Annotated in this window: 10 protein-coding genes; 4 read left to right on the top strand and 6 right to left on the bottom strand. The window is 62.6% G+C overall.

Translation table 11 applies throughout. The features are described from left to right. Positions 1 to 15 precede the first annotated feature (15 nt). The 4 genes from DEVEQU_RS02985 to DEVEQU_RS02970 form a co-directional block, all read right to left on the bottom strand. On the bottom strand, positions 16 to 1,863 hold the full coding sequence (locus tag DEVEQU_RS02985) for a glycosyltransferase (protein WP_126149087.1): 1,848 nt from the start codon (positions 1,861 to 1,863) through the stop codon (positions 16 to 18). A 653-nt stretch (positions 1,864 to 2,516) separates the two neighbouring features. Next, positions 2,517 to 3,512: an Hsp33 family molecular chaperone gene (locus tag DEVEQU_RS02980; RefSeq protein WP_126149202.1), complete on the bottom strand. Its 996-nt coding sequence runs from the start codon at positions 3,510 to 3,512 to the stop codon at positions 2,517 to 2,519. A gap of 165 nt (positions 3,513 to 3,677) precedes the next feature. Further along, on the bottom strand, positions 3,678 to 4,607 hold the full coding sequence (argF, locus tag DEVEQU_RS02975; RefSeq protein ID WP_126149086.1) for an ornithine carbamoyltransferase: 930 nt from the start codon (positions 4,605 to 4,607) through the stop codon (positions 3,678 to 3,680). 123 nt (positions 4,608 to 4,730) lie between these two features. Beyond that, positions 4,731 to 5,939: an aspartate aminotransferase family protein gene (locus tag DEVEQU_RS02970; RefSeq protein ID WP_126149085.1), complete on the bottom strand. Its 1,209-nt coding sequence runs from the start codon at positions 5,937 to 5,939 to the stop codon at positions 4,731 to 4,733. A gap of 362 nt (positions 5,940 to 6,301) precedes the next feature. Here DEVEQU_RS02970 and DEVEQU_RS02965 point away from each other — a divergent pair, with 362 nt between their 5' ends. Together DEVEQU_RS02965 and DEVEQU_RS02960 are read left to right on the top strand one after the other, a co-directional pair. After that, entirely contained in the window at positions 6,302 to 6,871 is a 570-nt protein-coding gene (locus DEVEQU_RS02965) for a GcrA family cell cycle regulator (protein WP_126149201.1), read from the top strand. A gap of 105 nt (positions 6,872 to 6,976) precedes the next feature. Then, positions 6,977 to 7,531, top strand: coding sequence for an FUSC family protein (locus DEVEQU_RS02960; RefSeq protein WP_164550211.1), 555 nt, complete (start codon positions 6,977 to 6,979; stop codon positions 7,529 to 7,531). 16 nt (positions 7,532 to 7,547) lie between these two features. Here the strand turns inward: DEVEQU_RS02960 and DEVEQU_RS02955 are convergent, their stop codons facing one another. Beyond that, complete coding sequence (locus tag DEVEQU_RS02955) at positions 7,548 to 8,843, bottom strand: sensor histidine kinase (RefSeq protein ID WP_126149083.1); 1,296 nt, start codon at positions 8,841 to 8,843, stop codon at positions 7,548 to 7,550. An 86-nt stretch (positions 8,844 to 8,929) separates the two neighbouring features. Between DEVEQU_RS02955 and ppk2 the strand changes: the two genes are divergently transcribed. Beyond that, complete coding sequence (gene ppk2 / locus DEVEQU_RS02950; protein ID WP_126149082.1) at positions 8,930 to 9,784, top strand: polyphosphate kinase 2; 855 nt, start codon at positions 8,930 to 8,932, stop codon at positions 9,782 to 9,784. Between the two features lie 156 nt (positions 9,785 to 9,940). Here the strand turns inward: ppk2 and DEVEQU_RS02945 are convergent, their stop codons facing one another. Next, positions 9,941 to 11,182 carry an aminopeptidase gene (locus tag DEVEQU_RS02945; RefSeq protein WP_126149081.1) on the bottom strand — a complete coding sequence of 414 codons (1,242 nt, stop codon included), beginning with the start codon at positions 11,180 to 11,182 and terminating at the stop codon, positions 9,941 to 9,943. A 155-nt stretch (positions 11,183 to 11,337) separates the two neighbouring features. On the opposite strand from DEVEQU_RS02945, the gene DEVEQU_RS20205 reads away from it, so the two are divergent. Further along, on the top strand, positions 11,338 to 11,460 hold the full coding sequence (locus DEVEQU_RS20205; protein WP_268907370.1) for a hypothetical protein: 123 nt from the start codon (positions 11,338 to 11,340) through the stop codon (positions 11,458 to 11,460). Positions 11,461 to 11,799: the final 339 nt, after the last annotated feature.

The following is an 11,799-nucleotide window of genomic DNA, read 5'->3' as shown; positions in this document are numbered from 1 at the left end:
TTGGGCGGCGGACCGCTAGGCTACCTTGCGGGCGCGACTTCGTGCTGCCAGCACATCCGGCAATGCCGGGCGTTCCACGATGCTGTGCGGGGTCTTGAACCAGTAATATGGCCATATTGCCAGCTCGAACAGCGCGCGCAACGTCGCCCAGGCGATCAGCAACCAGTAGATCGGCACGCTCAGCTGGGTGACCCAGAGCGACTTCTGGCCGATACGGTGCAGGCCGACAATATTGGTAGCAATAGCAGCGGTTTGCCCGATCAGCAGCGTGGTGATGCAGAGGATCGCCCAGGCATCCATGCGTGGCCAGTCGAGCAGGCCGGTGCCGTAGAGCAGGGCCAGCCCAAGCAGAAAACCGCCATGCAGCAGGGGCGCCAGGATCATGCCCAGCAGGATCACCTGAAACATTAGGGTTTGCCGCCAGCCCAGATCCGCCAGCAGGTGCCGCGGCCTTCGGTTATGCACCAGATAGGTCTGCATCCAGCCCTTCATCCAGCGCGTGCGCTGCCCCATCCACGATTTCAGCGCCACCGGCGCGTCCTCGAGCGTGAAGCTGGTATTGACGGCGCTGCGCAGCCCGCGCCGTGCCAGGCGCGCGCCGAGATCGGCATCTTCAGTCACGTTGAACGCATCCCAGCCGCCGAGCTGTCGCAGGGTGGACAGGCGAAAATGGTTGGAGGTGCCTCCCAAGGGCATGAACAGCCCCCAGCGCGCCAGGGCGGGCAGGATGACGGCAAACAGCCCGGCATATTCGCCCGCAAACACCGCCGGAAGCCAGCCGCGCCGGCCATTGGCGATGACCAGCCGGGCCTGTATGCATTCGACCATCGGCTCGCGGCGGAATTGGGCGACGATATCCTTGAGTTGGCGGGGATGAGGCCGGTCCTCGGCATCGTAGACGACGACAAATTCGCCGCGGCAAAGCGGCAGCGCAAAATCCAGCGCCTTGGGCTTGGTGCGTGGCAAGGCGTCGGGGACGACCAGAAGGCCAAAGCGCGGATCGCCAAGTCGCCGCTCCACCGCGGCGACAGTTTCGGGCGAAGCGGCCTCAACTACAAAAAGGATATCGAGCTTTTCAGCCGGATAGTCGAGCCGGGACAGGGCGTTGGCCAGTTGATCGACCATATTGGCCTCGTCGCGCAGCGGCAAAAGGATCGAATAGGTCGGTAGCGCGGCCTCTTCGACGGCCGCTTGGGCGGAAGGCGGTCGCTCCGGCATTGCCAGGGCAAAGACCCGCAGCGCGGCGGGCGCAAGCACAAGCACGGCCCAGAGCGGGAAAAGCCAGGCCTGGCCCAGTATGGGCGCTATCAGCAACAGGGCCAGCAGCGCCAGGACGCCAAATGCAAAGGCCCAGCGCACAAGCGCCGTCAGCTCCAGTTGCGCCACCGCATAGGGCCAGCGCCGCGACAATTCCTGGCGCGCATGGGCGATAAGATTGGGCGCCGCGACGCTGGCCAGAAAACTGCGCAAGGCACTATAGGGCACAAGGCAGAGTTTTCGGCTGAGCCCATCCGGCCCCATTCTCGCCCGGCGGAGGCGAAGCACGCCGAAAAAATCAGGAGCGGCGAAGGCGACGCGAATATCGAGCACACCGAGCGTGATCACCTGCACGCTGCCTAGCCGCGCAACCTGGATGGAAGCAGCATCGAGACGTGAGTTGCGCGGTACCACATCGAGATAGGCCAGTTCCGCCCAATCGGCGGCGCGCTGCATTATTTCGACTTCCGACAGAGCCAGATGCACTGCGCACCAGCGCATGGGATCCACATTGGCGTCCAGCGCTTGCGCCAGCATTGCTGCCACCTCGGCGCGATCGGGTCCCTGCCCCACCAGAGCCTGCATTAACGCCAAGGCATCGGACATATCGACCTCGTCAGCTTATTGCACGGGCAGGCGGTCTCCCTGGCGCAACTGGCGATGGCAAATGTCCGGGGCGAGCACGAGGCTCACCCCGGCGGCCCGCCGCGATGTTGGCCGAACTGTTCTGACGGAGGACGACTGGAGAGCGCCACGGCGTGCAAGCCGCAGCGCGCCGGCGCCCCTGCCCGAGAAGAAAAAGGCTGCAGACACGGCTGTGCTCCGCTGGCAGTCGCGTCGATTGGTCCACGCATAAAAGCGTATCCGATCGGCCCCAAGCGAGTTGCCAGTGGGGATTGCTCCATGCACGGAGCCGTCATGTTTTGTCTGCAGCAAGTTCCGGAAAGCCAGGCCCTGGCCACGCAAAGCGGCATGCCCGGTGAATTTGCTGGAGTTACCGAAGCCAAAAGGCGATGACGACCCAAAGGCTGCCCTGCCCGCGGTAAGGCGGACGATGTCGAACATCATCGTATTGCCTCCCCACAGGCGTCGGTATTCATGCCGCATTAGGCATAAGCCTATGGTGTAAGGGAATTCGTAAAATTCACAATAGCCAAGCGAAAGCTCGGCCCGATGATGTTGGAAATCAAGAAAAATTCGGCGACCTGACTTGGCCGCGAAGCGCCCCGGCCGAGGCTAAATCGGCCGGGGCAAAGTGACTATTGGTGAAAGTGGTTGGGGTTGAAACGGTAGGCGGTCGAGCAGAATTCGCAGACGACCTCGATTTCACCATTCACTGCCATTTCCTGGCGCTCTTCATCGGAGAAGCTGTTGGCCAGCATGTCCTCGATGCGCTCGGCCGAACAGGTGCAACGCTCCACCAGGGCCTTGGGCGGGAAAACGCGGACGCCTGTCTCGTGGAACAGGCGGAACAGCAGGCGTTCCGGCGAGACATCGGGATCAACCAGTTCGAGATCTTCCACCGTGCCCAGCATGACCTTGGCCTCGGTCCAGCCATCGGCCTCCACGAAGTCGGGATCGCTCATGCGCGGATCGTCGAAATCGCCATTGCCCGGCAGGTCAGCCATAGCCGCACCGCCATGGGCAGGCAGATGCTGGATCAGCATGCCGCCGGCGCGCCAACGCGGGCGATGGTCACCCTTGGTGCTCATCTGCGCCACCGCCAGGCGAACCTGGGTGGGAATCTGCTCGGACTGCTGGAAATAGGTGAGGGCCACCATTTCCAGCGACTTGCCGTCCAGTGCCACAATGCCCTGATAGCGTTCGGTATGCGGCCCCTGGTCAATGGTCATGGCCAGATGGCCATTGCCAAGCAGATCAGCCGAGCTGGTCTTGCCGGCCTCGGCCGCCTTGACCAGGGCATCCTGGTCGAAACGAGCATAGCCGCGCATGCCATCGGGCGCGTCGAAGTCGACGACGATCAGGTTCACCGGCCCGTCGGTCTGGGTCTGCAGAATGAAGCGGCCATCGAATTTGAGCGAGGACCCGATCAGGGCAGCCAGCACCACGGCCTCGCCCAAGAGCCGCGCCACCGGCACGGGGTAATCGTGGCGGCTGAGAATGGTGTCGAGCGCATGGCCCAGCCGGACGACCCGCCCGCGGCTGTCCAGCTTTTCGAGCGTGAACGGCACCACGGCGTCATCACCGGTCTCGGGGCGATCAAGGCCCATGGAGGAGAGCAGGTTCTCGGTCATTGTCGGTTCCGTGGTCATATCTTGGTCTTTCCTTAGGCTAAACCCTCGGAATGAAACGCGCCACAGCCCGGCCCATCCACGGCGTCATTCCCGCAGCAACCAGATCCTCGCCTGGGCGAGGAAACTGATGTTGCGGGCATGACCCGATCGCGATGGAACAGGCTCTTAGTTCGTATCGACCCCAAAGGCCCAGCACAGAACGGCTTTCTGGGCGTGGAGGCGGTTTTCGGCCTCGTCGAACACCACCGACTGGGGACCGTCGATCACCTCGTCGGTCACCTCGTCGCCGCGATGGGCGGGCAGGCAGTGCATGAACAGGGCGTCTTTGTTCGCCAAGGCCATTAGATTGTTGTTCACTTGGTAGGGTTTCAAGACCCGGCGGCGCTCGGCGGCATCGACGTCGCCCATCGACACCCAGGTGTCGGTAATGACGAGATCGGCACCCTCGACGGCTTCGCGCGGGTCCTCGATCAGCTTGGCGTACTTCCCGGCGCGGGTGATGTCCTGCATCAGGTCCTTTTCCGGGCTATATTCGTCCGGCACCGCAATGGTCAGTTCGCATTCGAACAGCTCGGCGGCGTTGACCCAGGAATGCAGCACATTGTTGCTATCGCCCACCCAGGCGACCTTGGCGCCGCGGATGTCACCCCGATGCTCTTCAAAAGTCATGAGGTCGGCCATGATCTGGCACGGATGGGCGCGACGGGTCAGCCCGTTGATCACCGGCACCGTCGCATTTTCCGCCAGGTCGAGCAGGTCGGCATGGCTGAGAATGCGGATCATGATGGCGTCGACATAACGGCTCATCACCTGGGCCGTGTCGGCCAGGGTCTCTTCGCGCGACAGCTGCATTTCCTGGCCGGATAGCATGATGGTCTCGCCGCCAAGCTGGCGCATGCCGACATCGAAGGAAACACGGGTGCGGGTGGACTGGCGCTCGAAGATCATCGCCAGGACCTTGTCCTTGAGCAGTTGCGGGCGATCGCCGTCCTTCAGGCGCTGCTTGAGCGCACCTGCCTGATTGAGCATGCCACGCAGTTCGGCGTAGGAGAAATCATCGATGGAAAGAAAATGCCTTGCGGTGCCGGTCGTCATTGGCCGGACTCCTTTTATTGACGCTGCATTGAATGGAGAACGCGCCGTCACCATGACTGATGACGGCTAACAAACCATGTCAGCGTCCTCGCCGCCGGCCGAAGTGATAAAAAGTCAGATACATCAGGACCCCGCAGCCGGCGTTGCCGCCTCGGCATCGATAGCGTCGAAAGCGGCGGCAATCTTGGCCATGGCCTCTTCGATATCGGCTTCCGACACGATCAGCGGCGGCAACAGGCGCAAGACGTTGTCGCCGGCGCTCATGGTGAGGATCTGATGATCGTCACGCAGCCGCGTGACCATGTCGCGCACCGGCGTCGCGATCTTGATGCCGGAGAGCAGGCCCTTGCCGCGCAGTTCGAGCACGTGGTCGGGATATTTCTGCGCCAGCTGCTGCAGGTTCCAGGCCAGCTTCTGGCCCATGGCATTGACCTGATCGAGGAAGCCGGGTGCCAGGACGCGGTCGAGCACGGCATTGCCGACGGCCGTTGCCAGCGGATTGCCGCCATAGGTCGAGCCGTGGGTGCCAGGCACCATCGAGGCCGCGACATCGCCCTTGGCCAGGCAAGCGCCCAGCGGGAAACCGCCACCGATGGCCTTGGCCACCGCGACGATATCGGGCGTGATCCCCGACCACTCATAAGCGAAAAAGCGCCCGGTCCGGCCGAAACCGCACTGCACTTCGTCGAGAATGAGCAGCATGTCATGCTCGTCACAGAGCGCGCGCAGCCCCTGCATGAACTCGTTGCTCATGGCCGTTACCCCGCCCTCGCCCTGCACCGGCTCGATGAGGATGGCGCAGGTCTGCGGGGAGATCAGCGCCTTGACGCTGTCGAGGTCGCCGGGCTTGGCATGCTTGAAACCGGGCGTCGCGGGCCCAAAACCCTGCAGATAATCGGGATTGCCGCCAGCGGCGATCGTCCCAAGCGTGCGGCCGTGGAAAGAACCGGTGAAGGCAATCACCTCATAGCGGTCCTGCTGGCCCTTGGCCCAGAAATAGTGCCGCGCCGTCTTGATGGCGCATTCAAGCGCCTCGGCGCCCGAATTGGTGAAGAAGACGCTGTCGGCAAAAGTGGCGTCGACAAGCCGCTGGCCCAGCCGTTCCTGCTCGGGAATGGTGAAGGTATTGGCCGTGTGCCAGACCTTGTCGGCGGCGGCCTTGAGGGCACCAACCAGATGCGGATCGCCATGACCCAGCGCATTCACCGCAACGCCGGAATGGAAGTCGAGATAATCTCGGCCATGCTGGTCGTATAGGCGCATGCCCTCACCCCGCTCGAAAGCGAGATCAGACCGGGCATAGGTGCCATAGAGCGCAGACATGGTGGACATCCTTCTGGTGTCGGGGTCAAAAATTCAATGTGACGGCGGGGCGTGGCAAAGCTGCCACAAAAACCAAAAACGCGCCGGGTCGGCAGCGCGTTTGGCCACGAGAATTAGTCGAAAAATGCGCGCCAAGTCAATGTTCTCCGGCCAAGCCCCTGATTTGACTCAAGGTTTGTTAGGACAATCTTAACCAATGAATAAACGGGGAAAATCCCGACCGACTCTTGATCCCGATTCCCGCGATGGCATAATCTGCGAGGCGTTGGGGACACGATATCTCGTGCGGCGGACCCGCTCAACATACGAGCTGTAGAGTCGAAAGGCTGCCAGGCCATTTTGGCGGCGCAATGAAGGATTCTGTTTTGACGATGGTTTCAGGAGCACAACCGGCGGGCTGGACTGACGAGCGCGTCGACCTTCTAAAGAAGCTTTGGATGGAAGGCCTGAGCGCCAGCCAGATCGCGGGCGAGCTCGGCGAAGGGGTGACCCGTAACGCGGTGATCGGCAAGGTGCATCGGCTCAAGCTGTCTGCCCGCGCCAAGCCGACCAACACCACGCCGCGCGCCCGACCGGCAGCGCCGCGTCCCGCGGCCCCGCGCCGTGTCGCCGGCCCTGCGCCCAGCATGAGCGCCAGCGCCTCCATCAACAAGCCACGGCCGTCCATGCCGCGGCCGCAGGTGATGGGCGCAACGGCGCTCGCCATGACCCCGGACATGCAGGCCGAGCTTTACGTGGCGCCCGCGACCTCCGAGCTGTTCATTCCCGAGGACAAGCGCCTCAGCCTCCTGCAGCTCAACGAACATACCTGCAAGTGGCCGATCGGCGACCCGCTGACCAAGGATTTTTATTTCTGCGGCCAGCACAGCCTGGAATCCGGTCCCTATTGCGAATTCCATTCGCGTAAGGCCTATCACCAGCTCGACAAAAAGCGCCGCTAGGGGTTGGCGACTTTGATGTAAAGAGGGCGTCCACGGCGCCCTTTTTCGTTTTTGACCTTGAGCCCGGACCAGGCGATGTCGGCACGCGATGGCAGACCATCCAGATTGAGACGCCTGACGGCCCTGGCCGAACAGGCGGCCTCGCGCGAACATATTCTCGAGCGTCTCAAGTCGGGCAGCATGCATGCCCTGCTCAGCGTTACTGCGGCGGTCGTCGCCTATATTCCGCCGAGTTCGCTGGGGCTACAGGAAGGTTTCTGGGCCGCCATCACCGCCCTTGCGGTCACCCAGGCGGAGTTGTCGGCAACCCATTCGACCGCGCGTGACCAGTTTCTGGGTGCTGCCATTGGCGGCGCAGTGGGCGCTGGATTCGCCTATATGCTCGGCCATAGCCTGCCGGTCTTTGCGCTGGCTGCCTTTATTGCGCTGGTGCTGGCCTGGCTTACAAATGTCCCTTCGGCAGCGCGGCTGGCCGGCATCACCGTCACCATCATCATGCTGGTGCCGCACAAGACAAGTGACCTGACGATGCTGGCCTCCCGCTTCGGCGAGGTCACCTGGGGGATCGTGGCGGCATTGATCGTCGCCACCCCGGTCAGCATGCTGCGCGCCCACCTCGAAGCCCGGCACCGTGAGGCCAGCGAGCGGCAGGCGGATTGACGCGCTTGCCCAAACCTTATGGCAGCAGCACTTCCACCCGCAGCCCTTCGCCGGCCCGGGCCCGCGACTTGATGACGATCTGGCCGCGATGGCGCTGGACGATGTGCTTGACAATGGCCAGGCCCAGGCCCGTGCCCTTCTTCTTGCGGCTGGTCTCCGCATCGATGCGATAAAAGCGCTCGGTCATGCGCGGCACGTGTTCGGGCTCGACGCCGGGCCCGTGATCGACGACGCTCAACTGATAGTGCAGTCCGGAGCGGTCGATCTCCACCAGGCTCACATCGACGCTTTTGCCGGTGGCGCCATATTTTATGGCGTTTTCGATAAGGTTTTCGGCCACCTCGTAAAGCTGCCCTCGATCGCCTGTCACCACCGCCGGCTTGGCCGGCAGGTCGAGAACGATCTCGAACTCGGCCGCCTTGGCCAGGCTCTGCAGGCTTTCCCGCACTTCCCGCAGGAGCCCCGAAAGATCCACGGAGCCGGTGGGCCGGACATGCTGGTGCATTTCGATCCGCGATAGGCTCAACATGTCGTCGATCAGCCGGCTCATGCGCTCGGCCTGGCCCCGCATGATGCCGAGGAATTTTTCGCGCGCCGCCGCGTCCTTGGCCGCCGGGCCCAGCAAGGTATCGATAAAGCCCATGAGCGAAGCCAGGGGTGTGCGCAGCTCATGGCTGGCATTGGCGATGAAATCGGATCGCAGCGCATCGACGCGCTTGAGCTCGGTGAGGCTCTGGACGGTCACCAGCAGGTTGCGATCCTCGTCATCGGCCCAGTCGCGGCACGAGCGACGCAAAGGAGACACCGCCACCCGGTTCCAGGTTTCCGAGGGCAGCGTTTCGTGCAACTCGAAGCTGCGCCCTTCGCCGGTACGCAGGGCCGTTTCCACCGAAGCAATCAGTTCCGGGTTACGCAGCGCCATGGTCAGCACCTTGCCCACCGCCAGATTGGGGAAATCCCGAAGCGCAGCAGCATTGCGATAGATCACCACGCCGCGCCGATCGAGAACCAGGCTAGGGTCGGCCAGGGCCTCGACGAAAGTGCCGATATCGTCATCCGAAGTCGCTTGCGGCGCAATGGGCAGGGGCGCGGGCGGCGGAGCCGCGATCGTCACCGTCGGCAGCGGCAAAGCGAGCACGAAGCCGCAAATGAGGATGAAGCCGAGAATGGCCAGATCCAAGCGCAAACCGCCCAGCAGCACGAAGCCGATGACAACCCCGACAAGCCCGGCCAAAAGCGGGGCATAGGCAACCAGCCGCCCCAATATTGCCTGAGAGCGCGTCAATGCAGGGTGGGCGTGTGCATCGTCCATTTCTGGCTGCCGACTCAACCGGTTACCCCGCCTCTTGCGCGGGAGGCGACTTCATAGCACGCTCATTATGACAGCGGAGAGACAGCGTGACCGACCCCATTGATGGCTTCGACATAGACAATCCGGACCTGCCCAAAGCCATCCGCAAGGCGGCGCTGGGTTCGGGTGAGTTCCCCTATGCGGAAAAGCTCGACGACGACGATTATGACACGCAGATGTATGGCTTGCAAAAGCAGCTTGTCGCCCACCAGGCCCATATGGCCAAGGCGGGCACGCGCGTTGTCATCATCTTCGAAGGCCGCGACGCCGCCGGCAAGGGCGGCACCATCAAGCGCTTCCTCGAAAATCTCAACCCGCGCTACAACATGATCGCGGCGCTGCCAAAGCCCAATGATCGCGAGCGCACCCAATGGTATTTCCAGCGCTATATCGACTGGCTGCCGGCCGCCGGCGAAATGGTGCTGTTCGACCGCTCCTGGTACAATCGCGCCGGCGTCGAACCGGTCATGGGGTTTTGCACGCCGGAGCAGACCGAACTGTTCCTCGATGAGGCGCCGGAATTCGAAAAGCGCCTGACCAATGACGGTATTCAGATCTTCAAGCTGTGGCTATCGATTGGTCGCGAAATGCAGCTCAAGCGCTTTCACGACCGTCGGCACGATCCGCTCAAGACCTGGAAACTCTCACCCATCGACCTGCAGGCGCTCGACAAATGGGATGCCTATTCTGAAGCGCGAGACCGCATGCTGGAGCGGACCGACAAAAAACATGCCCCCTGGACCGTGCTGCGCGCCAATGACAAGAACCGCCTGCGCCTCAACGCCATTCGCACCGTGCTGCACGCCCTGGACTATGAAGGCAAGAACGCCGACGAACTGGGCCAGATCGACCACAAGATCGTCCTCAGCGCCGACGAATTCATGAAGATCGACGGGGAGTAGAGGCGGCTAGCTCTGGCGCCGCACCTGCCTCCACCTGCCCGTCACCACCCGGCTTGACCGGGTGGTCCATTGATGCCGTCACGAATGGATTGCCCGGTCAAGCCGGGCAATGACGATCATAAGGGGCCAGCTGCGCGTGTTCCCTCATAATGAGCATCAAAACGCCCATTCGCCCCGGCGCATGACCGGCTCGGTCGTGCCGTCGGCGTGGATGCCGTCGATGTCGACCTGGTCGGAGCCGATCATCCAGTCGATATGGATGAGGCTCTTATTGCCGCCCTGGGCAAAAATCTGGTCGGGGGTCAGCGTCTTGCCGTTCTCGAAACAGTCGGCATAGCACTGGCCCATGGCGATGTGGCAGGAAGCGTTCTCGTCGTAGAGCGTATTGTAGAACAGGATGCCCGAGGCCGAAATCGGCGAGGAGTGCGGCACCAGTGCCACTTCACCCAGACGGCGGGCGCCTTCATCGGTGTCGAGCACCTTGTTGAAGACGTTCTCGCCCTTGGTGGCCTTGAGCTCGACCAGCCGGCCCTCCTCGAAGCGCGCCTGGATGTTCTCGATCAGCGTGCCGTTGTGGCTGAGCGGCTTGGTGGCGGCCACGGTGCCTTCGACGCGCAGGCGGTGCGGGGTGGTGAACACTTCCTCGGTGGGAATATTGGGATTGCAGGTGATGCCGTTCTTGGCCTCGGACGCGCCACCCTTCCAGCGGTGGCCATCAGCCAGACCGATGGTGAGGTCGGTGCCGGGCCCCTTATATTTGAGCGCGGCGAATTTCTTGCCGTTGAGCCAGGTCCAGCGGGCCTTGAGATTGGCATTGTGCGCCTTCCAGGCGGCGATCGGATCGTCCTGATCGACGCGCGAGGCCTTGAAGATGGCGTCGGCCAGCTTGGCGATGGCGACATCTTCGGGATCGTTGGGGAAGACCAGCTTGGCCCAGTTCGGGGTCGGATAGGAGACGATGTTCCAGTTGATATCGAAACCGGTGATCAGCTCCAGCGCCGGACGATAGGCGGCGGAATTGGCGCGGTTGGCGCGCGAGACCTTGTCCGGATCTTCATTGGCCAGCATCATCGGGTTGTCGCCGGAGATGGCCAGGCGAGCGGCATTATTCTTGAAGGCCTCGGCCATGCCGGCATGGAGCCAGCCGGCAGCCCGGTCAAAACTGGCATCCTTGGCATAGCGGAAGCGCGCGAGGGTGGCTTCCTCATCCGAGTAAATCGTGCTGACGAGACCCGCGCCGGCCTTATAGGCATGCTCGGTGATACGGCGCACCAGCGGTGCCGCGGTCATCGGCGCGGTGATGATCAGGTCCTGGCCCTCGGCCAGCTGCAGGCCGACCTTGATGGCGACTTCGCCGAGTTTATCGAGCTTGACCGGATCGATGGGGGAATTGCTCATGGGGCAATGCCTTCTTGTTCTTGAATCGCTGCGGCGGAGCCTATCGCTCCCGTTCGCACTATGCCACCCGGCCAATTCGCAAAAACGGTTGACCTAGGTCAAAGCTTCCCGACGCGGCAGGTGGGACAGAAAAGCCAGCAATTCTGGAGGCTTTCATGTCCACGACATTCATCCTTGCCCTCATCCTCTTCATCTTCGGCACCTTCGGCGCCGCCCTCGCCTATGCGCAGATCGTCGCGCATGGGATTGTGGCGCCGGGCGGCCGCAAGCCAGACTGATGGCGTGAGACGCACCGGGCATTCTGTGTCCGGGCGCCTGTGACCCAACTGCATCATTGACCGCCATCGGCGCATTTCCGCCATTGGCAAAGACGGACGGTTTGGCTACAAACCGTCCGTCGCTTCATTTTCGAGACACAGGGAGGCGTTGCATGACAGCATTTATAGACGTCCCCCACATGGACAAGCCGCGACCTTAACGCGCTTGCCCCCGTGGCCCTCCCGGGCAGGACCCGTGGACCCGCCACCAGCGGTTTTCCGTTTCCCAGGCAGTTACGCTTTCGTCGAGGGCCCCGTTGTCCTCCCGTGCTGCCTCCCCTTTAGTCCTTTTCAAGGAAC

Source organism: Devosia equisanguinis (assembly GCF_900631955.1).
Taxonomy (GTDB): Bacteria; Pseudomonadota; Alphaproteobacteria; order Rhizobiales; family Devosiaceae; genus Devosia; species Devosia equisanguinis.
Note: the sequence above shows the minus strand (reverse complement) of the source record. Positions and strands in the feature narration are given on the sequence as shown.

Coding starts and splice junctions, on each gene's coding strand:
- DEVEQU_RS02985 (WP_126149087.1), bottom strand. CDS start 1,863: ATGTCCGATGCCTTGGCGTTAATGCAGGCTCTGGTGGGGCAGGGACCC.
- DEVEQU_RS02980 (WP_126149202.1), bottom strand. CDS start 3,512: ATGACCGAGAACCTGCTCTCCTCCATGGGCCTTGATCGCCCCGAGACC.
- argF (WP_126149086.1), bottom strand. CDS start 4,607: ATGACGACCGGCACCGCAAGGCATTTTCTTTCCATCGATGATTTCTCC.
- DEVEQU_RS02970 (WP_126149085.1), bottom strand. CDS start 5,939: ATGTCCACCATGTCTGCGCTCTATGGCACCTATGCCCGGTCTGATCTC.
- DEVEQU_RS02965 (WP_126149201.1), top strand. CDS start 6,302: ATGGTTTCAGGAGCACAACCGGCGGGCTGGACTGACGAGCGCGTCGAC.
- DEVEQU_RS02955 (WP_126149083.1), bottom strand. CDS start 8,843: ATGGACGATGCACACGCCCACCCTGCATTGACGCGCTCTCAGGCAATA.
- DEVEQU_RS02945 (WP_126149081.1), bottom strand. CDS start 11,182: ATGAGCAATTCCCCCATCGATCCGGTCAAGCTCGATAAACTCGGCGAA.
- DEVEQU_RS20205 (WP_268907370.1), top strand. CDS start 11,338: ATGTCCACGACATTCATCCTTGCCCTCATCCTCTTCATCTTCGGCACC.